At 62.4% G+C, this 25,295-nt stretch carries 21 protein-coding genes, 1 tRNA gene and 1 other RNA gene; 14 read left to right on the plus strand and 9 right to left on the minus strand.

Annotated elements, in window-relative coordinates; translation table 11 throughout:
* Positions 1 to 277: 277 nt before the first annotated feature.
* The 3 genes from HB676_RS21160 to ssrA all read left to right on the plus strand — a co-directional run bounded on the left by HB676_RS21160 (position 278) and on the right by ssrA (position 3,516).
* On the plus strand, positions 278 to 2,797 hold the full coding sequence (locus HB676_RS21160) for a hypothetical protein (protein ID WP_213740082.1): 2,520 nt from the start codon (positions 278 to 280) through the stop codon (positions 2,795 to 2,797).
* A 256-nt stretch (positions 2,798 to 3,053) separates the two neighbouring features.
* A tRNA-Gly gene (locus HB676_RS21165) sits at positions 3,054 to 3,127 on the plus strand.
* A 27-nt stretch (positions 3,128 to 3,154) separates the two neighbouring features.
* Positions 3,155 to 3,516, plus strand: a transfer-messenger RNA (tmRNA) gene (gene ssrA / locus HB676_RS21170).
* A 230-nt stretch (positions 3,517 to 3,746) separates the two neighbouring features.
* Here ssrA and HB676_RS21175 read toward each other — a convergent pair.
* Together HB676_RS21175 and HB676_RS21180 are read right to left on the minus strand one after the other, a co-directional pair.
* Positions 3,747 to 4,097, minus strand: coding sequence for a RidA family protein (locus tag HB676_RS21175; protein WP_213740084.1), 351 nt, complete (start codon positions 4,095 to 4,097; stop codon positions 3,747 to 3,749).
* 96 nt (positions 4,098 to 4,193) lie between these two features.
* Positions 4,194 to 5,849 carry an FAD-binding dehydrogenase gene (locus HB676_RS21180; RefSeq protein WP_213740086.1) on the minus strand — a complete coding sequence of 552 codons (1,656 nt, stop codon included), beginning with the start codon at positions 5,847 to 5,849 and terminating at the stop codon, positions 4,194 to 4,196.
* 314 nt (positions 5,850 to 6,163) lie between these two features.
* On the opposite strand from HB676_RS21180, the gene HB676_RS21185 reads away from it, so the two are divergent.
* The 7 genes from HB676_RS21185 (at position 6,164) to HB676_RS21215 (ending at position 13,076) form a co-directional block, all read left to right on the plus strand.
* Positions 6,164 to 6,622: a hypothetical protein gene (locus HB676_RS21185; RefSeq protein WP_213740087.1), complete on the plus strand. Its 459-nt coding sequence runs from the start codon at positions 6,164 to 6,166 to the stop codon at positions 6,620 to 6,622.
* A gap of 158 nt (positions 6,623 to 6,780) precedes the next feature.
* Entirely contained in the window at positions 6,781 to 6,975 is a 195-nt protein-coding gene (locus HB676_RS21190) for a hypothetical protein (protein ID WP_213740246.1), read from the plus strand.
* Between the two features lie 24 nt (positions 6,976 to 6,999).
* On the plus strand, positions 7,000 to 7,590 hold the full coding sequence (locus HB676_RS21195; RefSeq protein WP_213740089.1) for an SCO family protein: 591 nt from the start codon (positions 7,000 to 7,002) through the stop codon (positions 7,588 to 7,590).
* A 183-nt stretch (positions 7,591 to 7,773) separates the two neighbouring features.
* Positions 7,774 to 8,691 carry a transporter substrate-binding domain-containing protein gene (locus HB676_RS21200; RefSeq protein WP_213740091.1) on the plus strand — a complete coding sequence of 306 codons (918 nt, stop codon included), beginning with the start codon at positions 7,774 to 7,776 and terminating at the stop codon, positions 8,689 to 8,691.
* Between the two features lie 206 nt (positions 8,692 to 8,897).
* On the plus strand, positions 8,898 to 10,526 hold the full coding sequence (locus HB676_RS21205; RefSeq protein WP_213740093.1) for a lysine--tRNA ligase: 1,629 nt from the start codon (positions 8,898 to 8,900) through the stop codon (positions 10,524 to 10,526).
* 270 nt (positions 10,527 to 10,796) lie between these two features.
* The gene (locus tag HB676_RS21210; protein WP_213740094.1) at positions 10,797 to 11,594 is read left to right on the plus strand and encodes a class II aldolase/adducin family protein; all 798 of its coding nucleotides are present in this window, start codon (positions 10,797 to 10,799) and stop codon (positions 11,592 to 11,594) included.
* Between the two features lie 60 nt (positions 11,595 to 11,654).
* On the plus strand, positions 11,655 to 13,076 hold the full coding sequence (locus tag HB676_RS21215; RefSeq protein ID WP_213740096.1) for a DHA2 family efflux MFS transporter permease subunit: 1,422 nt from the start codon (positions 11,655 to 11,657) through the stop codon (positions 13,074 to 13,076).
* A 114-nt stretch (positions 13,077 to 13,190) separates the two neighbouring features.
* On the opposite strand, the gene HB676_RS21220 is transcribed toward HB676_RS21215, so the two are convergent.
* Positions 13,191 to 13,691 carry a mismatch-specific DNA-glycosylase gene (locus HB676_RS21220; protein WP_213740098.1) on the minus strand — a complete coding sequence of 167 codons (501 nt, stop codon included), beginning with the start codon at positions 13,689 to 13,691 and terminating at the stop codon, positions 13,191 to 13,193.
* Positions 13,692 to 13,694: 3 nt separating this feature from the next.
* Entirely contained in the window at positions 13,695 to 14,348 is a 654-nt protein-coding gene (locus tag HB676_RS21225; RefSeq protein ID WP_213740100.1) for a helix-turn-helix transcriptional regulator, read from the minus strand.
* A gap of 213 nt (positions 14,349 to 14,561) precedes the next feature.
* Here HB676_RS21225 and HB676_RS21230 point away from each other — a divergent pair, with 213 nt between their 5' ends.
* The gene (locus HB676_RS21230) at positions 14,562 to 14,906 is read left to right on the plus strand and encodes a DUF952 domain-containing protein (protein ID WP_213740102.1); all 345 of its coding nucleotides are present in this window, start codon (positions 14,562 to 14,564) and stop codon (positions 14,904 to 14,906) included.
* A complete protein-coding gene (locus HB676_RS21235; RefSeq protein ID WP_213740103.1) occupies positions 14,903 to 16,000 on the plus strand; it encodes a quinone-dependent dihydroorotate dehydrogenase in 1,098 nt (365 codons plus the stop codon). The genes HB676_RS21230 and HB676_RS21235 overlap by 4 nt, the downstream gene beginning before the upstream one ends.
* On the opposite strand, the gene HB676_RS21240 is transcribed toward HB676_RS21235, so the two are convergent.
* The 5 genes from HB676_RS21240 to HB676_RS21260 form a co-directional block, all read right to left on the minus strand.
* Positions 15,997 to 16,731, minus strand: a complete 735-nt coding sequence (locus HB676_RS21240; RefSeq protein WP_213740106.1) for an MBL fold metallo-hydrolase — start codon at positions 16,729 to 16,731, stop codon at positions 15,997 to 15,999. The two genes, HB676_RS21235 and HB676_RS21240, sit on opposite strands and share 4 nt — an antisense overlap.
* A gap of 34 nt (positions 16,732 to 16,765) precedes the next feature.
* Positions 16,766 to 18,085 (minus strand): MATE family efflux transporter, encoded by a 1,320-nt coding sequence (locus HB676_RS21245; protein ID WP_249780374.1) that lies wholly within the window; start codon positions 18,083 to 18,085, stop codon positions 16,766 to 16,768.
* A 57-nt stretch (positions 18,086 to 18,142) separates the two neighbouring features.
* Positions 18,143 to 18,445, minus strand: a complete 303-nt coding sequence (locus HB676_RS21250; protein ID WP_213740108.1) for a DUF6460 domain-containing protein — start codon at positions 18,443 to 18,445, stop codon at positions 18,143 to 18,145.
* 99 nt (positions 18,446 to 18,544) lie between these two features.
* Complete coding sequence (locus tag HB676_RS21255; RefSeq protein ID WP_213740110.1) at positions 18,545 to 20,506, minus strand: ATP-dependent DNA ligase; 1,962 nt, start codon at positions 20,504 to 20,506, stop codon at positions 18,545 to 18,547.
* A complete protein-coding gene (locus HB676_RS21260; protein ID WP_213740233.1) occupies positions 20,503 to 21,540 on the minus strand; it encodes a ligase-associated DNA damage response exonuclease in 1,038 nt (345 codons plus the stop codon). The genes HB676_RS21255 and HB676_RS21260 overlap by 4 nt, the downstream gene beginning before the upstream one ends.
* A 65-nt stretch (positions 21,541 to 21,605) precedes the next feature.
* Between HB676_RS21260 and HB676_RS21265 the strand changes: the two genes are divergently transcribed.
* Both HB676_RS21265 and HB676_RS21270 read left to right on the plus strand, forming a co-directional pair.
* Complete coding sequence (locus HB676_RS21265; RefSeq protein WP_213740112.1) at positions 21,606 to 22,532, plus strand: methyltransferase domain-containing protein; 927 nt, start codon at positions 21,606 to 21,608, stop codon at positions 22,530 to 22,532.
* 60 nt (positions 22,533 to 22,592) lie between these two features.
* The gene (locus HB676_RS21270; RefSeq protein WP_213740113.1) at positions 22,593 to 25,280 is read left to right on the plus strand and encodes a ligase-associated DNA damage response DEXH box helicase; all 2,688 of its coding nucleotides are present in this window, start codon (positions 22,593 to 22,595) and stop codon (positions 25,278 to 25,280) included.
* The last annotated feature ends 15 nt before the right edge of the window (positions 25,281 to 25,295 follow it).

Consider the following 25,295-nt stretch of genomic DNA (forward strand, 5'->3'; position numbering starts at 1 on the left):
TGCGGGCTGCCTAAGGTCTTCGCCCGCTCCAATCTTTAAGGACCTGGCGCGAGGGACGGCTCCTTTTTGATGGTCTCATTTTATCTCGACGCCGCGCTCAATCTTGGTCTCCATCCGCGAGAATTTTATATCGTAACCCTAAAATCGCTTTGATTTGATGGCAACTGAAGGTTGGCTTTTCTCTTACGACTGAAAGCCGGGTTGATCGCCGGGCCCTGCCGAGCGGGTACAAAAGCTCAGGGGTGCTTTGTCCGGGGTTTCAAAAGGGAGCGCTGTCATGCCTGCTTATTCGTACACCAACATCGGCTATCCCTTCGGCCTCGACACCAATGCACAAGCCATCAACGATACCGGCCAGATCGCCGGATACTATTACGACGGCAGCGGCAGCGTGCACGGGTTCCTCTACAGCGGCGGCACTTACACCGCCATCGATGATCCCCTCGGCGTCGGCTCAACCACAGCAGTAGGCATCAATGCCTTTGGCCAGATCATAGGAGCATACAGCAACAGCAGCGGTGTCGAGCTTGGGTTCCTCTACAATGGCGGTACTTACACCACAATCGATGATCCAGTTGCTGCCAACGGCACTTCTCCAACGAGAATCAACGACACCGGCCAGATCATCGGGGAGTACTACGACAGCAGTTACGTCGCGCACGGGTTCCTCTACAGCGGAGGTACTTACACCACCATCGACGATCCATTCGCCACCACCGGCACTTTTCTTTCGAGCATCAACACCTCGGGCCAGATCGCGGGATACTATTTCGATGCCGCGGGTAATTCACACGGCTTCCTCTACAGCCACGGCAGTTTCACCGCTATCGACGATCCGTTCGCCACTACGACTTTTCCAACGGGCATCAACGCCTCAGGTCAGATCACAGGGGAATACCGGGTCGGGAGTGTAGCCCACAGCTTCCTCTATAGCGGCGGCACTTACACCACCATCGACGATCCCCTGGGCGTCGCAACCTATGCACAAGCCATCAACAACAACGGCCAGATCGCCGGGTGGTACGCCGACAGCAGCGGCGTCGCGCACGGCTTCCTCTACAGCGGAGGCACTTACACCACTATCGACGATCCGCTCGCCACTCCGGGTGGCGGCACTTATACATTTACTATCAACGACTCTGGCCAGCTCGAAGGATTTTACCAGGACGGCAGCGGCATAAGCCACGCCTTTTTCGCTACTCCGATCCCAAATCCCGTAATTATCGATGTGACGAATCCCGACGGCGGAACGACCGTCAATGGGGCAACCGGGGGCACGGTCCTTGTCGGTGGCAACGGCACGATGGGAGCCGACGATCTCATCATAATCTCGAACGGCGTCGTGAACATGGCAAACGACGCCCATGCGGATGTCCTGGGAGGCAACAACTCGATCACCGTCGGACAGGGTGACGAGATTGGCATCGAGGGCGGCAGCAACGATACGATCACGATCGCGAGCGGCAGTTATCTCTGGCTCAACGACGGAAGCGGCCACGTCGTGAATGGCGCGACCGGCGATACTTTCACCATCGGCGGTAACGGCCAGTCGGAAAACGCTGACGTCATCAATGCGTCGAACAGTTCGTTCCTCATCGAGGCAAATACGAATGTCACCATACATGGCAGCAACAATACGGGAAGCGGTGCGGCGAATGACACGATCGATGTGACAGGCGGAGCTGACAATGATCTGCAGATCACCGGCAGCGGCACCGATGTCAGCCTCAATGACAATGGCGGCGATATTATTGTGGCAGTCGCTGGCACGACAATTGCCGTTGCCGGAAACGGCATGTCCGGTGCCGATGATGTTCTGGTGATGTCTGGCGGCGCCGTTACCGTAGCAAATAACGCCCATGCGGACATCATAGGTGGAAGCGACGTCCTTGCCGTCGGACAACATGACACGATTGGCGTTCAGGGCGGCAATAACAATGCCATCACCATGGGGAGCGGCAGCGAACTCTGGCTCAACAGCGGCAATGGCGACACGGTTGCCGCATCCGGATCGGTTATCCTCATTGCCGCTGGCGTCACCAACACCAGTATCTCGGGTACCGGCGATACAATTAAGGCCGCTAACGGAGATATCTTCAATCTGACAGGCTCGAACGACTCCATCAGCGGGTCGTCCGATATCATCTATCTGAACGCCGGCACGACAAATGTCGCGATCACGGGCGACAACGACACGATCCATATCCGCAGTGGCGACACCTATACGCTCAACGGATCAAACGACACGGTGGTGACGGATACAGTCACCAGCGTGACCAATGGCAGCACCGTTTTAAACTTCAATGCAACGACCAGCATCCTCGACCTTACCAGCCTTGCGTATAACTCCAGCGTCACGGCAACACCGAACCTGAACTCCGGACACACCGCCGGCACGCTCGTGATCGCCGATCACGGTGTAACGGTGGATACCATCAACCTGACCAACATCACGAGTATTGGCAGTTTCACGGTCAGAAGCGACGGGTCCGGCGGCACACTGCTGGTTGACCCTCTCGACGGAACGCCACAACCCGGTGCTTCAGCACCGCTGGTGTCAGTGTCTCACGGCGGCGATCGATTTGTGTTCACCGAGTTGGCGACCCCACATTCAAGCCCGCAGCATGTCGTACCGGATCAGGACGCTCACCCTACAGCCTTCGCCCAGGCGGCCGGGCTTGCGGGCATTGGTCAGTTCTTCCCTGAGGTACATGCTGCGGGCCCCGCAGCCCTCGCGGAGCCGCACATCCCGAACATGCATTCGCTTCATGGACCCGATGGATTCCATCTGGTGTAAGCGGACGCCATAACAAACAGGATGGGTAGCCATTACGCCATCCTAGCGGTCCTGAAGTCCTGCCATGCCCGTTAGTTTTCCGGTGCCAAAAAACGTCCAGCAAAAGATTCTGGCGCGTGCTAACTAATTGTTTTACAGACGTCCCCGGCTTATTGCGGAGCTCTTCACCCGCTCCAAAATCCAGAGCACCGAACTCTCGCCCCGACAGGGGAAAACGCGAAGGCGGATTGAAAGTACAAAACCTTTTCAATGGTTTGCGGGCGTAGTTCAATGGTAGAACGGCAGCTTCCCAAGCTGCATACGAGGGTTCGATTCCCTTCGCCCGCTCCAATCCTCTCCGAATTTCACACAGACCGAAGCCTATCTTTCGCCACCGAACCCGCGTAGGGTTTTCGGGTCGAAAGACGATGGCGCTGAAACTCAGAGCGGACTGCGGGCAGACCCGGGGGCAGTACCCGGCGCCTCCACCTGAGCAGCCCCGAGCTTAAAGGTCTCATTGCGGTGAGATCGATTTTGCCGGAAGGCAAAATCCCGGGGGCTGCTGAGGCGGGGGCGAACCAGGATCGATGGTCGCGAAGAAGGTCTGAATTGTTCCCGGCATGATACCGCCGTTATCGGGTCAAAAACCTAAATGCAAACGATAACGTTGCATTGAACGAAGTGCGCCTCGCGGCGTAACCTGTTCGGGGTCCGGAGCACCTGGCAACAGAAGCTTCATTGCCGCGTCAACCCTCGGGTTGGCGCGGCTTTGTTTTGCGGGGATCTACTCGATCTAGAAGCGGGCTTTTTCACCTCTCCCGCTTGCGGGGGAGGTCGACGTGCTCGGAGCGCAATTGCGCTCCAGAGCGCGGCGGGTGGGGGAAGTCTATCGACGAGCACGCCTGCTGAAGCTCCCCCACCCCGGCCCTCCCCCGCACGCGGGAGAGGGGGCGCATCTGTTTTCGCCGCGTTACTTCGCCGCGATGACCATGATCTCGACAGTGTTTTTCGGCGAGGCCAACTTGGCTTCGACGGTGGCGCGGGCCGGGGTATTTCCGGCGGATACCCAGGGTTCCCACACCGCATTCATCTCGGCGAAGGTGCCGATGTCGGAGAGGTAAATCGTGGTCGACAGCAGCTTCGACTTGTCGCTGCCGGCTTTCGCCAGGTGGCCGTCGATGATGCTAAGAATTTCCTGAGTCTGCTTGGTGACGCTTTCACCGGCGGTCTTGCTGGCGACGACGCCGGCGAGATAGACGGTGTCGCCGTGGACCACGGCCTGGCTCATGCGCGGGCCGGTTTCGAAACGCTGTATAGTCATGTTGTTCTCCCGATTGGTTTCGCCGCCTGCTTAGCGCGCGGACGCGTATTGCGCCACAGGGTTTTCATACCATCGCAGCCATGCGGACGTATGGGTTTAGCTCGCCTTCGCCGCCGCGCGCCCGGCGTTGCGGCCGGAGAACAGACAGCCGCCGAGAAATGTCCCCTCCAGCGAGCGATAGCCGTGCACGCCGCCGCCGCCGAAACCGGCGGCTTCACCGGCCGCATAAAGCCCCGGGATGATCTGGCCGTCCTGGCCGAACACGTGGGAGTCGAGATCGGTCTCGAAACCGCCCAGCGTCTTGCGCGTGAGGATATTGAGTTTGACCGCGATCAGCGGGCCGTGGGCGGGATCGAGAATCCGGTGCGGCTTTGCGGTGCGGATCAGCCGGTCGCCGATATAGCGCCGCGCATTGTGGATGTTCATCACCTGCGTATCCTTGACGTAGGGATTTTCGATCTCGCGGTCGCGCGCCTCGATCTGCGCCTTGACGTATTCGGTCTTCAGCATGCCATCGCCGGCCAGCGCGTTCATCGCGCTGACGAGGTCCGCAATATTGTCGCGCACGATGAAATCGGCGCCGTGTTGCTTGAAGGCTTCGACCGGGGCCGGGGCGCCCTTGTTGGTCGCGCGCCGCGCCGTCATCATCCAGCTCTTGCCGGTGAGATCGGGGTTCTGCTCCGAGCCCGAGAGCGCGAATTCCTTCTTGATGATGCTTTGCGTGAGCACGAACCAGGAATAATCGTAGCCGGTCGACTGGATATATTGCAGTTGCCCGAGTGTGTCGGAGCCGGGAAACAGCGGCGAGGGCAGCCGCTTGCCTGACGCGTCGAACCACATCGACGACGGCCCGGGCAGGATGCGAATGCCGTGGCGCGGCCAGATCGGCGACCAGTTCCTTATGCCCTCGACATAATGCCACATCCGGTCGCGGTTGATCAGCCGCGCGCCGGCGGCCTCTGTAATGCCGATCATGCGGCCGTCGACATGTTCGGGCACGCCGGAGATCATATGCGCGGGTGCATCGCCCAGACGCTTGGGCCAGTTCTGCCGGACCAGATCGTGATTGCCGCCGATGCCGCCGGAGGCGACGATTACGGCCTGGGCGCGCAGCGCGAAATCGCCGACAACCTTGCGCGAACTGCTCTGGCCGCGCGCGACAGTATCAGGCTCGAGGATCGAGCCGCTGACGCCATCAACAGTACCGTTGGTGATGCTGAGCGCATCGACGCGGTGGCGGAATTTGAAACTCAGCATGCCCGCGGTTTGCGCTTCGCGCGCGCGCCGCTCGAACGGTTCGACAATGCCGGGGCCGGTGCCCCAGGTGACATGAAACCGTGGCACGGAATTTCCGTGGCCCATCGCATCATAACCGCCGCGCTCGGCCCAGCCGATCACTGGAAAAATCCGGTGGCCCATCGCCCGCAGCCATCCGCGTTTCTCGCCTGCCGCAAACGCCACATAGGCTTGCGCCCAGCGTCTTGGCCATGCATCTTCGTCGCGGTCGAAGCTGGCCGATCCGTTCCAGTCCTGCATCGCGAGATCGTAACTGTCGCGGATGCCGAGCCTCCTCTGTTCGGGGGAGTCCACCAGAAACAATCCGCCGAACGACCAGAAGGCCTGGCCGCCAAGGTTTTGTTCGCCTTCCTGATCGACCACGATGACGCGCTTGCCGGCGTCGGCGATTTCCGTCGCGGCAACCAGCCCCGCAAGGCCGCCGCCGACGACAATGACGTCAGCTTCATCAGCCATTACGTCTCCCTTGGCCTGCCCCTTGGTCTTTCCCCGGATTCTTACGGATGATTGAAGCGGCGACATCCGAAGCGGTCAACGGTAAACCATCTCTTAAATGGCGCGTTGCGGCCGCCGCGCCCGGAATGTTCCAGTTTGGGACCACCCGCGGCTCAAGTGAAGCCGGCCGGCAACACTTGATTTGAATCTGATTTGAGGCACCTTTGGCATCTGGACAAAATGGCGGTCTCGCAACACGCTGGTGACACTCTCAAGACGACAGGATTCGCTAGAAGATCAGATTCGGGTTCGACAGGTTCAAACTGGGGCTGAATATGAAGTTCATGACGGGTTTGCTGACGGCCGTTCTCCTCCTGGCAGGCGTGGCGGCGAGCCATGCGACGGTTCGCATCGGCGAAGACCGTGGCGGCCGTATCGGCACCTACGTGGACAAGTATCAGGACATGCGCAGCTCCGGCGAGACCGTCATCATCGATGGCCTGTGCGCTTCGGCCTGCACCATCGTTCTCGGCGCGATCCCGCACGACAAGATCTGCGTGACGGCGCATGCCAGCCTCGGGTTCCACGCGGCCTGGGACTTCGGCGATGACGGCCGTGCCATCACCAATCCCGAAGCCACCCAGATGCTGTATTCGATGTATCCCTCGCAGGTGAAACGCTGGATCGTCTCGCGTGGCGGTCTGACGCCGCACATGATTTTCCTGCGCGGCAAGGAACTGGCCAGCATGTACCGCCCCTGTTACATGGACGCCCGAGCGCAATCCCCCCGCTGAATCCTGCAATTCACATCAGCATGACGTGATCGCCATAGCGGTCCGGGAGTGGCCGGGATGCTTGCCCGGCCCTGCGACTGGCTCTATCTGAATGAGGTAATCCGGTGAGCGGCGGCTTTTGGCCGTCTCCCCGTTTCAGTTGATTCAGCCGGTCGCCAATGGCTTTGCCGATTTCCACGCCGCACGAACTGCCCGGGATGCGCAAGCCCGCGAGCCGGGTCGCGTCTGCGATCGCGATCGGCGCCGCCGGCCTCGGCGCGGTGCTTCTGATCGGCGCCTGCGCGCTCTGGTTTCACTATGGCACGGCGGTGTTCTTCGAGATGATCGCCTCCGGCATCTCCGCCTGCTTCTGATCGGTACCTTAAGGAAATATCACGATGGATCGGACCACCCGCCCGCTTGTCATTGTCGCCGCCTTTGCCGGAAGCTTGGTGGTCGGGCTGGTGCTGATGCTGTGGGCGCTCGGCGGATTGCGCAATGTCGCCGCCCCGTCCGCGATCGGCGGACCATTCCAACTGACCGACCAGGCGGGCCAGACCGTCACCGAAAAGAGCATGCAGGGCCATCCGACATTGGTGTTCTTCGGTTTCACCCATTGCCCGGATGTCTGCCCGACCACCTTGTTTGAGATTTCCGAGGTGCTGAAGGCGATGGGCAAGGATGCCGACCGCGTCAACGCCTATTACATCTCGGTCGACCCCGAGCGCGACACGACGGCTGCGATGAAGGAATATCTGTCGAGCTTCGATCCGCGCCTCAAGGGCCTGACCGGTTCCCCCGAACAGATCGCCAAGGTGATTTCCAGCTACCGGGTCTATGCCAAAAAGGTGCCGTTGAAGGATGGCGACTACACCATGGATCACACCGCGCTGACCTATCTGATGGACCGTGACGGCAAATTCGTCTCGCCGTTCAGCCTCAACCGGAAGCCCGAGGAAGCCGCGGCCGACCTGAAAAAGTACCTCTGACGCTTAGTCTGATCTTGGGGGCCGCCGCCACCAGAACTGCGACGTTCCGGCGGATTCTATATTTTATTTTGACGCGTTTTCTTCACGCGAACCGGTATCCACTTCGCTCGAAAACGCTCTAAACGGCATTCCTTTGCCGGCCGGATGGTCTATAAGGCCGTCTCCTTCGGAACCGTGTCGGCGATGCAACCCCTGATAATCGCAAGCCAATTTGGAAAAGCCCGCGTAAACGCCTGCGCTGTGCTGGTGCTGGCCGCCTTGTCGCTGCTGGCCTTGGGCTTAAGCGCGGACGGCGCCCGCGCGCAAACGGTTGCAAAACCCGCCACCGAAGCCGCACCCCAAGCCGTCCCGGGCTTCTGGGACCCGAGGCGGCGGCCCGACCGGCCGGACCTGTCGCGCCTGACCGTGATCCGGTTCCTGACCGAGACGGATTACCCGCCGTTCAACTTCACCGGTCCCGACGGCAACCCGGCCGGCTTCAATGTCGATCTGGCGCGGCTGATCTGCGACGAGATCAAAGTGACGTGCACGATCCAGATGCGCCGGTTCGAAACGCTGATCGACGCGATCACCAGCAACCGCGGCGACGCCATCATCGCCTCGCTCGCGGTGACGCCGGAAATGCGCGCCAAGGTCGATTTCAGCGATCCTTATTATCGCGCGCCCGCGCGCTTCGTGTCGCGGCGCGATGCCGTCATGCGCGAGGTCCGCCCGGAATATCTCGAAGGCAAGAAGATCGGCGCCATCGCCGGCACCTCGCACGAGGCCTATCTCAAGGCGATGTTCACCGACGCTGAACTACACGCCTATCCCACCGACGACGCGCTGCGCCAGGCGTTGCGGCGCGGCGAGGTCGACTTCATTTTCGGCGACGCGATCTCGCTGGCGTTCTGGATCAACGGCACGGATTCCCAGGAATGCTGCGCCTTCTCCGGCGGTCCGTTTGTCGAGAGCCGCTATTTCGGCGAGGGCATCGGCATCGCGGTCCGCAAGGGCAATGATTTGCTGCGACAGTCGCTGAACTGGGCGCTGTTCCGGCTCTGGGAAAAAGGCCGCTACACCGATCTGTGGCTGCGTTATTTCTCGGTGAGCCCGTTTTAGGAGTTTCAACCTCCGTCATTCCGGGTCTGGTGCTAACGCACCATCCCGGAATGACAGCGAGAACGTTATCTCCCGTCATGGCGAGGAGCGAAGCGACGAAGCAATCCACACTTGCTTTGTTGCCCTATGGATTGCTTCGCTTCGCTTGCAATGACGGTTATATTACAAAGAGACTAGGCCTTCTGGCCCCGGAGAAAGTTTCCTAGATGTCCACCACAGATCCTTCCGCTTTGCGCGCGCTCGCCGAACAATCCAACGCCTGGCCGTTCGAGCAGGCGAAAGCGATCGTGGCGCGGCTGAAGAAAAAGCCAAAGGACGAGGTGCTGTTCGAGACCGGCTACGGTCCCTCCGGCCTGCCGCATATCGGCACTTTCGGCGAGGTCGCGCGAACCACCATGGTGCGCCATGCGTTTCGTGTGCTGACCGAAGACAAGATCAAGACCCGCCTGATCGCGTTCTCCGACGACATGGACGGGTTGCGCAAGGTGCCGGACAATGTGCCGAACAAGGAGATGCTCTCGGAGCACCTCGGCAAGCCGCTGACCAAGGTGCCTGATCCCTTCGGCACCCATTCCAGTTTCGGCGCGCATAACAATGCCCGGCTGCGCGCGTTTCTTGACACCTTCGGGTTCGATTACGAGTTCGCGAGTTCGACCGATTACTACACCTCGGGAAAATTCGACGCGACCTTGCTGCTGGTGCTGGAACGCATCGACAAGGTGATGGCGATCATGCTGCCCTCACTTCGGGAAGAGCGCGCGGCGAGCTATTCGCCGTTCCTGCCGATCTGTCCGCGCACCGGCGTGGTGCTGCAGGTGCCGATCACGGCCCATGACGTGAAGGCCGGGACCATTACCTATGACGATCCGGACACTAAAGAGCCCGTCACGCTTCCGGTCACCGGCGGCCATTGCAAGCTGCAATGGAAGCCGGATTGGGCGATGCGCTGGGTCGCGCTCGGCATCGATTATGAAATGGCCGGCAAGGACCTGATCGACTCGGTCAAGCTGTCGGGCAAGATCTGTTCGGCGCTCGGCGGCCTGCCGCCCGAAGGCTTCAACTACGAACTGTTTCTGGACGACAAGGGCCAGAAGATTTCCAAGTCAAAGGGCAACGGGCTCACCATCGACGAATGGCTGCGCTATGCGTCGCCGGAATCGCTGTCGCTGTTCATGTACCGCGAGCCCAAGGCCGCCAAGCGGCTGCACTTCGACGTGATCCCGCGCAATGTCGACGACTACCAGCAGTTCATCGACGGCTTCACGCGGCAGGACCCGAAGCAACAACTCGCCAATCCGGTCTGGCACATCCATGCCGGCCATCCGCCCGCCGCCGATATGCCGGTCACGTTTCAGCTCTTGCTGACGCTGGTGTCGTCGTCGAACGCCGAAAATGCCGCGACGCTGTGGGGCTTCATCGGGCGCTATCGATCTGGCGTCACGCCGCTGACCCATCCCAAGCTCGATGCGATGGTCGGCTATGCGATCAATTACTATCGCGACTTCGTGGCGCCGACCAAGCAGTTCCGCGAGCCGACCGACACCGAGCGCGCCGCGTTGCAGGATCTGCGCGACGCGCTGTCGCAGCTTTCGCCGGAATCTTCGGCCGAGGATATCCAGAACGTCGTCTACGAAATCGGCCGCCGCGAGCCGTTCCTCGATGCCGTCAAGAAGGGCAAGGACGGCCGGCCGGGCGTCTCGCTCGACTGGTTCAACATGCTCTATCAGGTGCTGCTCGGCCAGGAAAAAGGCCCGCGCTTCGGGTCGTTCGTCGCGGTGTATGGTTTGGCGAATGCAGTCGCAATGATCGACGGGGCGCTGGCAAGGAGCGCGTAGCATTCTTCCTTCCTCCCCTTCTTCCCTTCTCCCCCTGTGGGAGAAGGTGGCGCGAAGCGCCGGATGAGGGGTTTGCATCAGCGGATACAAACCCCTCACCCGTCCGCGCTGCTTCGCATCGCGGCCACCCTCTCCCACAAGGGGAGAGGGGAAGAAGTATCACGCGCGGATGACCAATGCGCATGACGCGCGGGCACTGACGATGACTGCCGCTTCAAATTAAGCTACAATCGTTCCAAAGCGATAACAGCTTCGCTAGGGAGAGCGCTCATGCAGTTCAGAGTTTCGCCGAAGACACTGGAAGAAAGCAGCGTCGGGGCAAGCAGCGCCGAGGAATGGCAGGCGCGGGTCGATCTGGCGGCGGCGCATCGCCTTGCCGTCATGCACGAGTTCAACGAAGGCATCTTCAATCATCTGACCTTCGTGGTGCCCGGCCGCAGCGACCGCTACTACCAGATCCCGTTCGGGATGCACTGGTCCGAAGTCACCGCGTCGTCCTTCATGGAAGTCGGCATCGACGACGGCGAGGTCAAGCGCGGCGAGGGCGAGGTCGAGCGCTCCTGCTTTTGCATCCATGCGCCGATCCACAAGGCGCTGCCGCAGGCCAAGGCGGTGTTTCACACCCACATGCCCTATGCCAGCGCGCTGACGCGGCTGGAAGATCCACGCATCAAGGAAATCGGCCAGACCGAAGTCGGGATGTCGGGCAAGATCGCCTATGACGATGAATATACCGGCCCGGCGCTCGATCCCGCCGAAGGCGCGCGCCTCGCCAGGGTGATCGGCGACAAGACCATCCTGTTCATGGCCAATCACGGCATCTCGACCGTCGGCGAAAGCATCGCCGATGCCTACGACCGGCTCTATTACATCGAGCGCGCCGCGCAAGTGCAGATCTACGCGATGTGGACCGGGCAACCGCTCAAGAAATTGCCCGAACCCGTGGTCGAAAAGACCAAGCGCGATATCAGCGGCGCCTATCTCTACAAAGGCCCGACCCCGGCCGAGCGCCACTTCGCGGCGTTGAAGCGCATCCTGGATCGCAAGGAGCCGGATTACGCGACGTAGGGAACGTTCGCCGGGGACGACTCGTGGAGGGGTTATCGCGCTGCAACTGCTTTGCTCACCATGACCACGCCCCCACATGGGCTCCGCGATGCTGATGCCGTCAGATCGGCGCAGCACGTCGATGACGTGGCGCATCCCTCGCTCGTCATCGCGACAACCATCCTGGCGTCGAGCCTGGCATTCATCGACGGGTCTGTCGTGAACGTCGGGCTTCCTGCGATCGGGGCCGGCTTCGGTGTCGGTGCCGACCATCTTCAATGGGTTGTGAACGCATACCTGTTGCCGCTCAGTGCGCTGCTGCTGCTCGGGGGAGCTGCCGGCGACCGCTATGGCCAGCGGCGGCTACTCATTGTGGGCACCGGTTTGTTCGCGCTGGCTTCGCTCGGTTGCGCATTGGTGCCGACGATCGGGTGGCTGCTGGCCGCACGTTTTCTCCAGGGCGCGAGCGCGGCGATGCTGATGCCAAACAGCCTGGCCATTCTCGGACAGACCTTCTCCGGCGAGGCAAAAGGGCGAGCCGTCGGGATTTGGGCCGCGACGGGCGCCGCCGCGGGGGCCTTCGGCCCGGTACTTGGCGGCTGGCTCATCGATATTGGAAGCTGGCGCCTCATTTTTCTCATTAATATTCCAATCGCGATGACCGCCATCGCGCTAGCCCGGGTGTATGTCCCGGCGGACCAACGCCGCGACCAGAATTTCCTGGACTGGATAGGCGCTACGCTCGCGACGGCAGGTCTGGGAATTGCAACATGGGCGCTCACCGAAAGCTCGTCGCGCGGCTGGTCAACCGTCGCGCTCGTCGCCTTCGCCGCCGGCTGCGTGCTTCTGTTGCTGTTCGTGCTGGCCGAGAAACGGTTCGGCGACAAGGCGATGATGCCGCTCGCACTGTTTGGATCATCAAGCTTCGTCGGCCTCACATTGTTCACCGTGCTGTTGTACGGTGCCCTCGGGGGCATGGTCGTCCTGGTGCCTTACGTGCTCATTGTGGCTCTTGGCTATTCCGCCACGCAGGCTGGGGCCGCGCTGCTGCCGCTTCCTCTTGTCGTCGCCGTCGCGTCGCCGGTCGTTGGACACTTTGCCGCGAGGATCGGGCTTCGGCGGCTGCTGACGATCGGACCGGGCGTTGTCGCGATTGGCTTCCTTCTCGCATTGCGCATCGGCTCCGGCAACAGCTTCTGGGTGGACGTGCTGCCTGCGATGGTGGTCATGGCGCTTGGGCTGGCGATCGCGGTCGCTCCGCTCACGACCGCCGTTCTGGTGTCCGTTGATTCTCGGCACACGGGATCGGCGTCCGGGTTCAACAGTGCGGCAGCCCGGACGGGTGGCCTCGTCGCTACGGCGCTGCTTGGCTCCGTACTGGCGGTTTCGGGAGCCGCTTTGGTTGCGGCTTTCGATTTTGCAATGGTCATCGGCGCGGCCGTCTGTGTTGCGGCTTCGGCGAGCGCGCGCCTGATCGAATCACAGCCGTCGTCCCGGCCTTGAGCCGGGACCCATACCGCGTGATCTATCGATTGGGCATTGCTGCTAATATCTCCCGCGCAATCAACGCCGGTGGCTATGGTCCCGGCTCAAGGCCGGGACGACCCGTGGAGAGGTTCACGCTCTCGCCACTTCCGCGAACCGGTGCCACACCTCCGGCCGCCAGGCGCCGTTCGCCGCGCCTGATGTCGATGGCAATATCCAGATTCGTGTATCGCCAATTCGCTCGACCTGCTCGCCATACCCTCTTGCGCCGCCGAGAAACTTCTGTCCTCCGGTCTTGCTGGTAAACGCCAGAAACTTCGGCCGGAATGCCAGCATCGAGGCCCGCAAACGCGTCCGCGACATCTCCGCGAGTTTAGACAGCGGGATCTGATGATCCATGCCAAAATGCGTTTTCACGAAATCGGTGAGACCGATCCGGTAATTGAGAAGATCGCGGTACTGATCCGGCCGCAATAATTCCGGGGTCAGCCGGGTCTCGTGAAGAATCTTCCAGAACTTGTTCTGCGGATGCGCGTAATACGCGCCGGCTTTGGCGGATACCGTACCCACGGCGGTGCCGCAAAACACGATCTGAAGGGCTTCGCTCAAGACGTCGTCTAGAACATCCAGCATTTCCTACTGCGTCGCCCACACGATGCGCGCGATCCATTCGACGTCGGCCGCCGCCAGCGTGCGATCGGCTTCAGCCGGATTCAGCGATTGCAGTTCCAGCGCCTTCGCGGTCCGGCGTTTCAACTCCCGGACCATCACCTCGCCATCTCTGGTTTTGACCACCACGCGATCGCCGCGCCGGATCGGGGTTGCGGGCGACACCAGGATCACGTCGCCGTCGCGGTAGGCCGGTCGCATCTCGTCGCCGGAAATCTCCAGTGCGTAGGCATGCTCGTCATCGACCGAAGGCAGCGCCATCGCCTCCCAGCCCTTGCCGGCGGGAAAGCCGCCATCGTCGAACGCGCCGTTCGCTTTCGCCTGCGCCAAACCGAGCAACGGCACGGTCTGCGCGGTCCGTGCGTTATCGCCGATCAACTGCACGAACCCGTCGATCGAGCTGTTGGTTGCGGCGAGCGCTTTGGCGACCGATTCGGTCGATGGCCACCGCTCGCGGCCGTCGGCGGTGACGCGCTTGGATTTGTTGAAGGTGGTGGGGTCGAGACCGGATTTTTTCGCCAGTCCCGAAGCCGACATCCCGGCGCGATCGGCCAGCCGATCCAGCGCGGTCCATATCTGGTCGTGGGTCAGTATTTTCGGTGATTTTGGATGTCTGGCCATCCGGCGGTTGGGCTCGAAACCTAGGAATTATTCCCTGACTAAACCGATTTTCACAGCCCGGTGCAAGACCTTGCAAGGGCCGCAAGGCAACCCTTGAAGTGTGCCGATGCCGCCGATACGGTCGATCCGCATGATCTGCCGAGCCCAAATAGAAGACCAAACAGTTCCGGGGAAAACCCAGGCCATCCGGACCACAAGCAGGACTCCGGACGCGTGCCCATGATCTATAAAATCTGTCCCGCTTCGGCCTGGCGCGAGGCCGAACGGCAGGGCGTGTTCCGCGGCAGCCCGGTCGATCTCAGCGACGGCTATATTCATTTTTCGACTGCGTCGCAGGTGGCGGAGACCGCCAAAAAACACTTTTTCGGCCAGACCGGACTGTTTTTAATTGCGGTGAATGCCGATGCGCTGGGCGCGTCCCTGCGCTGGGAGCGGTCGCGCAACGACGAATTGTTCCCCCATCTCTATGGCGATCTCGATATCGGCATGGTCACCGCGGTGCTCAGCATGCATGCGCGCTCCGACGGCTATCATGACATTCCGGAGCTGACGCCGTGATTCGCGCTTTCGATGCTTTCTCATTGCCGCTGCTGCGCTGGTTCGATCCAGAGGACGCGCATCGCCTCGCACTCCAGGGGTTGAAACTGCTGCCGCCGGTGCGGCCGCGGACTGACGATCACAAATTGACGGTGCGGGCTTTTGGCCTGAATTTTCCCAATCCGATCGGGATGGCCGCCGGCTTCGACAAGAACGCGGAAGTATCCGACGCGTTGCTGAAGCTAGGGTTCGGCTTTGTCGAAATAGGGACGGTGACGCCGCGGCCGCAATCCGGCAATCCGCGGCCGCGGATTTTCCGGCTGGAGCGCGACGAGGCCGTGATCAATCGCCTCGGCTTCAACAATGACGGCTCCGAAGCCGTGCTGCGGCGACTGGCCGGGCGCGCGCATCTCGGTGGCATCGTCGGCGTCAATGTCGGCGCCAACAAGGATTCCGCCGATCGTACCGCGGACTATGTGAGACTGATCGAGACCTTTGCGCCGGTCGCGAGCTATTTCACCGTCAACGTGTCGTCGCCGAATACGCCGGGCCTGCGTAATCTGCAGCAGGCGGAGGCGCTCGACGATCTCCTGGCGCGGGTGATCGATGCGCGCGAGCGCGTGCGCCAGAACGCGGGTGACTCGCCGGTGCTGCTGAAGATCGCGCCGGATCTGAGCCTGGCCGAACTCGACGATGTCGTGCACATCGCGCGCTCGCGCCGCGTCGATGGCATGATCGTGACCAATACGACGTTGTCGCGGCCTTCGACCTTGCGCGAACAAGTCCGGGCCAAAGAGTCCGGCGGCCTGTCGGGACGGCCGGTATTTCGATTGTCGACGCGCATGGTGGCGGAAACTTACGTGCGTGCCGAGGGCGCGTTTCCCCTGATCGGCGTTGGTGGCATCGACAGCGGCGGCGCCGCGTTGACCAAGATTCGCGCCGGCGCCAGCCTGATCCAGCTTTATTCCGCGCTGATCTACAAGGGCCTTGGCCTGGTCGACGATATCAAGAACGATCTGTCCTCGACGCTGTTGCGCACCGGACGCGACTCGTTGTCCGAAATCGTCGGCGCCGATGCCGCGACGATCACCGCCGAGGATTGGCCGGTGAGCTAAATCTCAACCACCATGCCGTCGCTCGCCGTTGTGTGGGCGAGCGTATCCAGCCGTCCCAGCATGTCGTCGCTCATATGGGTCAGCACCAGCCGTTTCGGCTTGATCTCGTCAAGATGCGCCTCGAGCGTCTTCAGGCTGAGATGATTTTTCACCACTTTGTCGAAGGTGTAGGCTTCGGCGATGAACAGATCGGCATCGCGCCCGGCAGGGACAAGCGCTTCGGTCCATTCGGTATCGGCACTATAGGCGATGACGCGGTCCTCGGCTTCGATCCGGTAGGCCAGGAACGGGCCGCCGGACTCGCCATGCACCACCGGGAACGGCGTGACATCAACCGCGCCGAACGTGTATTTTTGCTCAGGGGTGAGCGCGACAATTTTCAGATCGAAGCGCGGTCTGGTTTTGGACGAATGCTCGAACAGCGCTTCCATCACCTGCCCCAGCCGCATCTCGATTCCTTGCGGCCCGGCGATTGTCAGCGGCCGGGTCCGGCGGCCGAATTGCGCATCGAGCATCAGAAACGGCAGGCCGCCGAAATGGTCGCCGTGGAAATGCGTGATCAGAATGAGGTCGATATCCTCGCACGCGATGCCCCGCCGTTTCAGCGCGGGCAGCGACGAGGCGCCGCAATCGATCAGGAAATTGACGTGCGCGCCGGTGACATGAAAGCAGGTGTGGGATCTTCCGCCGGACCCGAACGCATCGCCGCAGCCGATAAAACGCAATTGCATCGGTTGGATTCTCCTGGAACCAATCCCGCGGCGGCTACTCCTGGAACGAAGCGCGCAGCAGCGCCGGATAGCGCCGCGCCTGCAATCCGCCGCGCGCGGCATAGAATACCAGCATGGCGCCCCACAGCCCGGCATTGCCGAACGATTTCAGCGAAAACCACGCCGCAAAGAAAATCAACAGCGACAGCACCATCAGATTGCGCATGTCGCGCGCCCAGGTCGCGCCGACGAAGATCCCGTCATAGGCAAAGGCGAACACCGCGAGGATCGGCGATAGCGCGACGAACCACAGCATGTCGCGGGCCGCTTGCCGGACGTCCGTGCTCGTCGTCATCGCGTCGATCAGCGACGGGCCGGTCAGCACGAATACGGCGATGACAACAAGCGCAAAGCCGGATCCCCATAGCATCACCAGCCGGACCGCGCCGGAGAACGCGGAGCGGTCGCGCGCGCCATAGGCGCGACCGCAGAGTTGTTCGGCGGCGTTGGCGAGGCCGTCGAGGAAGAAGGCGCTGATCATCAGGAAATTGTTCAACACCGCGTTGGCGGCGAGGATCACGTCGCCGGCACGCGCGCCTTGCGCCGTGAAAAACAAAAATGCCGCGATCAGAGCCGCGGTGCGGATCATGATGTCGCGGTTGACGGTCACCATCCGCATCAGCTTGGTGCGGTCGAACAAAGTCGCGCGGGAAATGCCGGGCTTTCCGCGCAGCAGGCGCCATGCGATCAAAACGCCGAGCGCCAGCCCGGCCGCTTCCGCGATGACAGCGGCCATCGCCGCCCCCGCGATGCCGGCATGGGCGACCAGCACCAGTACGACTGTCGCCGCGACATTGATGAGGTTGATCGCGATCTGCACCGCGAGCGCCAGCCGGGCGCGCGCTTGTCCGATCAGCCAGCCGAGCACGACATAATTGGCGAACGCCAGCGGCGCCGACCAGATGCGAATGCTGAAGTAGATCCTGGCGGTACGGGTGACGCCTTCGCTGCCGCCCATGGCGCCCATCAATAGAGCACTGAGCGGTATCTGCAGCGCGATCAGCACTGCGCCGGTTAGCCCGGCCACCACCAAACCCCGCAGCAGCAACGCGCTGATTTCCTGGGTTTCGCCGGCGCCCAGCGCCTGCGCGGTAAAGGCGATCGTGCCCATGCGCAGGAAAGCGAACAGCCAGAACAAGCAATCGAAGATCACCGACGAGACCGCCACGCCGCCGAGCTGCGTCGGATCGCCGAGCCGCCCGATCGCGATGGTCGCGACGATGCCGATCAGCGGCGTCGTCAGGTTCGCGACCATCGCCGGTCCGGCGATGGCGAAAACCTGCGCGGTCGTCACTTTGGGTGTGGGGGCTAACAAGCTTGGCCTGATTTTATGGCCCGATGTTCCGGCCTGGTTTCCTTGCCTGCGCGGGATTTATCGCCCGCGCGGCGCGCCGAACATTCGCGACAACAGCCATACCGGAATCACGATCACGGCGCCAAGCAGGAAGTAGCGCCACAATCCGTTGACGGCATCGAAGCCGAGATCCCAGATGCGCTGGAACAACAGCCGGATGCTGTTGACGATATTCCAGGGATCGAAGCCGATCGCCGCCAGCACCACGCCGACCAGTATAGACAGCAGGATCAGCCGGAACGCCACCGCCAGCGGCGAGCCGCCGAGAAAACGGGAGAGGCCGTCATGGCTTGCCGGCAATTCCCTGGTGTCGTTTGGCATCGTGGTCTCCCGCGCGGATTCGCTATCTATTCTAATACAGAGCAGGGGACATGGGGAACCCGCTCGTGGGCGTCAATGGCCGGCAATGGCAGGACTTCTTTATTTTGACGCGTTTTCTTCACGCGAGCCGGTAGCCACCTCGCTTGAAAACGCTACGTCTTTCAACATCCGCTCCAGCGTTTCCAGCCGGTCGGCCTCGCGCGGCGGCTTGTCCCAGCGCAGCCGGTTGATGCGTGGAAACCGCATCGCGACGCCGGATTTATGCCGGGGCGAGCGTTGCAGGCCCTCGAAGGCAACTTCCAGCACCAGCCCCTGATCCGGTTCATGAACGACATGCCGCACCGGGCCGAATTTCTCGGTGGTGTTGCGGCGCACGAAGCGGTCGATCTGCAGCAATTCCTCGTCGGTGAAGCCGAAATAGGCCTTGCCGACCGGCACCAATTGCTCGCCGTCGTCGCCCGAGGTCCAAACCCCGAACGTATAGTCCGAATAATAGGACGAGCGCTTGCCGTGGCCGCGCTGCGCATACATCAGCACCGCGTCGATCAGATGCGGATCGTGCTTCCATTTCCACCATTGGCCCTTGGGCCGCCCCGGCAGATACGGCGCGTCGCGACGCTTGAGCATCACGCCTTCGACTGCCTCCGCGTCTTCGCCCGCGCCGGTACTTGCAGGATCTTTCCGCGCGGCGGCCAATTCATCCCAACTTCCGAAAGGAATGGTTGGTGACAGATCGATCCTGGAATCATTCAGCTTGCCGATGAATGCCTTGAGCCGCGTGCGCCGCTCGACAAAAGGCAGCACGCGCAAATCCTCATCGCCTTCGCTGAGCAGATCATAGGAGCGCAGGTGAATCGGATATTCCTTGATCAGCTTGGGCGAGACGATTTTGCGGTTGAGGCGTTGCTGCAGCACATTAAAGCTCTGCACCCGGTCGTCGCGCAGCACCAGCAACTCACCGTCGAGCGAAGCGGGTAGGTGCAATGACGGCAGCAGATCCGGAAAGCTCTTGGTGATGTCCTCGCCGCTGCGCGAATAGAGCCGCGCCACGACGTTGCCGTGCTCGTCGCGCCCGCTGACGGCCTGAACGCGGATGCCGTCCCATTTCCATTCCGCAATGAAAGCCGAAGCATCGAGATGGGCGAAGTCGTCATCCTCGATCGCATGCGCCAGCATCACAGGCCGGAACGGTGCCGGATCGAGATTGACGGGTTTTTCGGCTCGGTCTTCCAGCCATGCGAACAGATCAAGATAGGGCGCGGTCAGTCCCGGCCACATCAATTCAATATCGTGCGGGTCCTTGTCGCCAAGCTCGGCCGCGGCAGTCTTGGCCAGCCGCGCCGAAACCCCGATCCGCATCGCGCCGGTGACGAGTTTTAGAAGTGCCCAGCGGCCGGTCTCGTCGAGTTCGTCGAGCCAGCGCGTGAGTTGCTTGGGAAGTTCGGTCTTGCCGAGCGTGCGGAGTGTGGTGACGACTTCCGTGAGGGTAGGAGGTGGGGGATTGTTGTGAAGGTGATGTGCGACACCATCAACACTGCGCCCGCTGTACCCCTCTCCCTGGCCCTCTCCCACAAGGGGAGAGGGGACCGAGAGAGTCGCGGGCGTGGCTTTGTTGGATTTTTTGCGAGTTTGTTGCGCAGCGTGTTTCTCCCCTCCCTCCACGCGCAACGCGCGTGGCGGGGAGGGGTCGGGGGTGGGGGGTGTATCAGCGGAAAACGCTGCTTCCGAAGATGCCGCGCTACCCCCCACCCCCGACCCCTCTCCGCCGCTGCGCGGGGGGAGGGGGGAAGATTTCGGCCACATCAGCGCGACCGTTTCCGAGAGATCGCCGACATAATCATACGACAGCGCGAACAGCACTGGATCGGTGCGTTCAGCGATCAGGTCCCGAATCAGTCCCGCCTTGGCGTGCTTGAACGATAGAGCCCCGGTCAGAGCCGCGAGCGCGTAGCCGCGATCGGGGTCTTCGATCTCGCGAAAATAGCGCGTGATCAGCCGCAGCTTGTTGTTGCGGCCGGGCTCGTAGGCGAGGCGGTCGAGCAGTTCGGCAAATCGGTTCATGCCTCGGCGTCCTCGCTCACGGGCGCGTCGCCTTCGTCCTCGTCGCCATAGCCCACGAGATCGAGCGGCCGCGCCATGAGGCCGCGTGTCTGGCACCAATGCACCAGTGCGTCTTCCTGACCGTGCGTGACCCAGATTTCACCGGCGCCGGTCGCGTCAATCGTCGCGGTCAGGCCGTCCCAATCGGCGTGATCGGAAATCACCAGCGGCAATTCGACGCCACGCTGGCGTGCGCGGGCGCGCACCCGCATCCAGCCCGACGCAAACGCGGTGACCGGATCGGGAAATCGCCGCGTCCAGATGTCTGATGTGGCCGAAGGCGGCGCCAGCGTGATGGTGCCGGCGAGATCGGCCTTCTTCACGCCCTTGACCGCGCGCAATTCGCCGAGCTCCACGCCGCGGCTCTGGTAATAGCTTGTGATCTTTTCCATCGCGCCATGCAGATAAATCGGCGCGTCGTAACCGGCGGCGCGAATCAGCGCAATCACGCGCTGCGTCTTGCCGAGCGAGTAAGCCCCGACCAGATGCGCGCGCTCCGGAAACAGCGCGACGGATTCCAGTAGCTTCCTGATCTGGTCTTCCGCGGGGCCATGGCGAAACACCGGCAGGCCGAACGTGGCCTCGGTGATGAAGACATCGCACGGCACCACCTCGAACGGCGCGCAGGTCGGATCGGCTGCGTCCTTGTAGTCGCCGGACGCGACGATGCAGGTGTCCTTGCAGGACACGGCAATCTGCGCCGAGCCCAGCACGTGCCCCGCCGGATGAAATTTGACGGTGACGTCGCCGAGTTTGATCTGCTCGCCATAGGCGATCGCTTGCGTGCTGCGGGCAAAATTGTCGCCGTAGCGCAACCGCATCATGTCGAGCGTTTCTTGCGTGGCCAGCACCGCGCCGTGGCCGGGCCGGGCATGGTCGGAATGGCCGTGGGTGATCACGGCCCGCTCGACCGGCCGCACCGGATCGATATGAAAGCCGCCGGGCTTGCAGCACAATCCGGCGGGGACCGGCATCAGGATGTCTTGCGGGCGCATGTCGGTTATATAGTCCGGCAAACGCCTCATTCGAGTCTGTTGCGAACCCGGAATCCACCTCAAACATGCCCGTGCGATTGTTTCTCTCTTCCGGCGACCTGATGGCGGACCGCCGGTTCGATTTCGCCCGGGATCTGCAGCTCAAGGGCGACCTTGTCGCCGCCGCCGATCTCCTGTTGCAGGCGACGGAACTGGCGCCCGGCTTTGCCTCGGCCTGGTTCACTTTGGGCGAAATTCGCGAAAGGCTCGGCGAGCGCGAGGCGGCCATTGATGCCTTTCGCAAGGCGCAGGTGTCGGACGCCGAAGACCGCCACGGCGCGACTTTACGGCTGATGCTGCTTGGGGCCGCACCATTGTCTGACATGCCGGCGGCCTATGTCCAGGCGCTGTTCGATCAATATGCGCCGCGATTCGAGGCGTCTTTGGTGGGCGATCTCGGCTATCGCGGTCCGGCGCTGTTGTTCAAGGCGGTGCTGGCGGTTCGCGCCGCGATCCGCAAGCCGGCCTTCTTCAAGCGTGCCATCGATCTCGGCTGCGGTACCGGTCTGGCGGCGACCGCGTTCGCCAATGAGGTCGATCACTTCACCGGGATCGATCTGTCGCCGCGCATGATCGAGAAGGCGCGCGCGACGGGCTTCTACGCGGAACTTGAAGTCGCCGACATGGTGCAGGGTCTCGCCGGCAAGCCCGACGGCAGCGCCGATCTCATTCTGGCCGCGGATGCGATGGTCTATGTGTCGGATCTCGCGCCGGTGCTGCGCGAGGCGAAGCGTGTCTTGGTAACCGGCGGCCTGCTGGCGTTCACGGCCGAAACCCATGGCGGCGACGGCGTGATCTTGGGCGAGGGGTTACGCTACGCGCATGGCGCGCTCTATGTGCGGGCCTCGATCGATGCCGCCGGCCTGAAGCTGACGCATTTCGACGCCCTGTCGGCCCGCAATGAGGATTATGCGCCGGTGCCCGGCCTGGTCGTGGTGGCGGAAAAGTTCTGATGGGAACATCCCGGTTTTAAATGCTCGACCCGCGCGGCCGGACGGGCTTAACCTGTTGCCGTGAGCAGTGCCGACCCCAAAAATCCCGCGCCTTCCTTGTTGCCCGAAATCTTTCTGCGCTGGTTCGAAAGCCGCGGATGGTCGCCGCGCGAGCATCAACTGGCGCTGCTCGAGAAAACCCGCCACGACCGCTCCGCGTTGCTGATCGCGCCGACGGGTGCGGGCAAAACGCTGGCGGGTTTTCTGCCGACGCTGGTGGAGTTGAGCGGGGTTGCGCGCGCTCCTTCTTCTCCCCTCCCTCCGCGAAGCGGCGGGGAGGGGTCGGGGGTGGGGGGGCTCTCGGCTCGCTCTGTTGCTAATGTTGATACCGAATCCGCCGAAACACCCCCCACCCCCGACCCCTCCCCGCCACGCGCTTCGCGCGCGGGGGGAGGGGAGAAGATTGTCCAGCGCAGCCGGGGCCTGCACACGCTCTACATCTCGCCATTGAAAGCGCTCGCAGTCGATATCGCGCGCAATCTGGAGACGCCGATCGCGCAGATGAATCTGCCGATCAAGGTCGAGACCCGCACCGGCGACACACCCGTATCGCGGCGGCAGCGGCAGCGGCGCTATCCGCCGGATATTCTGCTCACCACGCCCGAACAATTGGCATTGCTGTTGTCGTCCGACGACGCGCCGTTTCTGTTCGGCTCGCTCAAGCGCATCGTGCTTGACGAGTTGCATGCGCTGGTGACCTCCAAGCGCGGTGATCTCTTGGCGCTCGGCCTGGCGCGGCTGTGGCGGCTGGCGCCGCAAGTCAGGGCGATCGGGCTGTCGGCGACGGTGGCCGAGCCGGAATCGCTGGCGCGGTTTCTGGTGCCGCAGCGCGACGGCAATGTTGAAGCGGCCGATATCGTGATTGCCGGCGGCGCCGCGCCGCCGGTGGTCGAAATGCTGGATACGCGCGAAAGGCTGCCATGGGCCGGTCACAGCGCGCGCCATGCGCTTGGCGAAATCTATGAGCTGATCAAGCGCAACAAGACCACGCTGGTGTTCGTCAACACCCGCAGCCAGGCCGAGATGCTGTTTCAGGATCTGTGGCGCATGAACGATGACGGGCTTGCGATCGCGCTGCATCACGGTTCGCTCGATGTCGCGCAGCGCCGCAAGGTCGAGGACGCGATGGCGGCGGGAAAATTGCGCGGCGTGGTTTGCACCTCGTCGCTCGATCTCGGCGTCGACTGGGGCGATGTCGATCTTGTGATCAATGTCGGCGCGCCCAAGGGCGCCTCTAGGCTGATGCAGCGGATCGGCCGCGCCAATCACCGCATCGATGAAGCCTCGCGCGCGGTGCTGGTGCCGGCCAATCGCTTCGAGGTGCTGGAATGCGCGGTGGCGATCGACGCGGTCAACGAAAACGCGCAGGATACCCCGCCGCTGCGCATCGGTGCGCTCGATGTGCTGGCGCAGCATGTGCTCGGATGCGCCTGCGGCGAACCGTTTCTGTCCGATGAGCTCTATCGCGAAGTCCTGACATCGGCGCCCTATTCGGGCTTGACCCGCACCGATTTCGACGATGTGGTCGATTTCGTCGCCACCGGCGGCTATGCGCTGAAAACCTATGAGCGCTTCGCGCGCATCAAGCAGGACAAGACCGGCCGCTGGCGCGTGACCAATCCGCGGGTACGGCAAAGCTATCGTCTCAATGTCGGCACCATCGTCGAGGAATCGATGCTGAAAGTGCGGCTGGTGCGCTCGCGCGGCGGCGGGTCGGGCTCGACCGGCGCGCTGGGCCGCGGTGGCCGGATGCTCGGCGAGATCGAGGAATATTTTATCGAAGGCCTTGTCGTCGGCGACACCTTTGTGTTCGGCGGCGAGGTGGTGCGCTACGAGGCGCTGGCCGAAGATCAGGTCTATGTGTCCCGCGCCAACGACGCTGACGCCAAAGTGCCGTCCTATATGGGCGGCAAGTTTCCGCTTTCGACCTATCTCGCCGAACGCGTGCGCAAGCTGCTCGCCGACAAGCGCGCCTGGAGCGTGCTGCCGGATCAGGTACGCGAATGGTTGTCGCTACAGGCGCATCTGTCGCGCGTGCCCGGCGTGCGCGAAATGGTGGTCGAAACCTTTCCGCGCGCCAACAAGCATTATCTCGTCTGCTATCCCTTTGAGGGCCGGCTGGCGCACCAGACGCTCGGCATGCTGCTGACGCGCAGGCTCGAGCGCGCCCGCGCCCGGCCTTTGGGTTTCGTCGCCAATGAATATGCGCTGGCGATCTGGGGGCTCGGCGATATCTCCGCGATGATCCGTCAGGGCAGGCTCGATCTCAACGCGCTGTTCGACGCGGACATGCTGGGCGACGATCTCGAAGCGTGGCTGGCAGAATCCGCGCTGATGAAACGCACTTTTCGTACCTGCGCGATCATCTCGGGCCTGATCGCGCAGCGCTTCAGCGGCGAGGAAAAAAGCCGCCGCCAGGTCTTGTTTTCGACCGATCTGGTCTACGACGTGCTGCGCAAGCACCAGCCGGATCACGTTTTGCTGCGCGCCGCGCGGGCCGATGCCGCGACCGGGTTGCTCGATTTGCGCCGGCTTGGTGATATGCTCTCGCGGATCAAGGGGCGAATCACCTTTCGGGAACTCGACCGGGTTTCGCCGCTCGCGGTGCCGGTGATGCTGGAAATCGGCCGCGAAGCGGTCTATGGCGAAGCCTCCGACGAATTGCTGGCGGAAGCGGCGGAAGAACTGGTTAAAGAGGCGACTGGATAAATCGTGACGGCCCGC

This window comes from Bradyrhizobium sp. dw_411, from assembly GCF_018449695.1.
GTDB lineage: Bacteria > Pseudomonadota > Alphaproteobacteria > Rhizobiales > Xanthobacteraceae > Bradyrhizobium.

Excerpts from the sequence above, each read along its gene's own strand:
- HB676_RS21160 (WP_213740082.1), top strand. The coding sequence starts at position 278 with ATGCCTGCTTATTCGTACACCAACATCGGCTATCCCTTCGGCCTCGAC.
- HB676_RS21175 (WP_213740084.1), bottom strand. The coding sequence starts at position 4,097 with ATGACTATACAGCGTTTCGAAACCGGCCCGCGCATGAGCCAGGCCGTG.
- HB676_RS21180 (WP_213740086.1), bottom strand. The coding sequence starts at position 5,849 with ATGGCTGATGAAGCTGACGTCATTGTCGTCGGCGGCGGCCTTGCGGGG.
- HB676_RS21185 (WP_213740087.1), top strand. The coding sequence starts at position 6,164 with ATGAAGTTCATGACGGGTTTGCTGACGGCCGTTCTCCTCCTGGCAGGC.
- HB676_RS21190 (WP_213740246.1), top strand. The coding sequence starts at position 6,781 with ATGGCTTTGCCGATTTCCACGCCGCACGAACTGCCCGGGATGCGCAAG.
- HB676_RS21195 (WP_213740089.1), top strand. The coding sequence starts at position 7,000 with ATGGATCGGACCACCCGCCCGCTTGTCATTGTCGCCGCCTTTGCCGGA.
- HB676_RS21200 (WP_213740091.1), top strand. The coding sequence starts at position 7,774 with ATGCAACCCCTGATAATCGCAAGCCAATTTGGAAAAGCCCGCGTAAAC.
- HB676_RS21205 (WP_213740093.1), top strand. The coding sequence starts at position 8,898 with ATGTCCACCACAGATCCTTCCGCTTTGCGCGCGCTCGCCGAACAATCC.
- HB676_RS21210 (WP_213740094.1), top strand. The coding sequence starts at position 10,797 with ATGCAGTTCAGAGTTTCGCCGAAGACACTGGAAGAAAGCAGCGTCGGG.
- HB676_RS21215 (WP_213740096.1), top strand. The coding sequence starts at position 11,655 with ATGACCACGCCCCCACATGGGCTCCGCGATGCTGATGCCGTCAGATCG.
- HB676_RS21220 (WP_213740098.1), bottom strand. The coding sequence starts at position 13,691 with ATGCTGGATGTTCTAGACGACGTCTTGAGCGAAGCCCTTCAGATCGTG.
- HB676_RS21225 (WP_213740100.1), bottom strand. The coding sequence starts at position 14,348 with ATGGCCAGACATCCAAAATCACCGAAAATACTGACCCACGACCAGATA.
- HB676_RS21240 (WP_213740106.1), bottom strand. The coding sequence starts at position 16,731 with ATGCAATTGCGTTTTATCGGCTGCGGCGATGCGTTCGGGTCCGGCGGA.
- HB676_RS21250 (WP_213740108.1), bottom strand. The coding sequence starts at position 18,445 with ATGCCAAACGACACCAGGGAATTGCCGGCAAGCCATGACGGCCTCTCC.
- HB676_RS21255 (WP_213740110.1), bottom strand. The coding sequence starts at position 20,506 with ATGAACCGATTTGCCGAACTGCTCGACCGCCTCGCCTACGAGCCCGGC.
- HB676_RS21260 (WP_213740233.1), bottom strand. The coding sequence starts at position 21,540 with ATGCGCCCGCAAGACATCCTGATGCCGGTCCCCGCCGGATTGTGCTGC.
- HB676_RS21265 (WP_213740112.1), top strand. The coding sequence starts at position 21,606 with ATGCCCGTGCGATTGTTTCTCTCTTCCGGCGACCTGATGGCGGACCGC.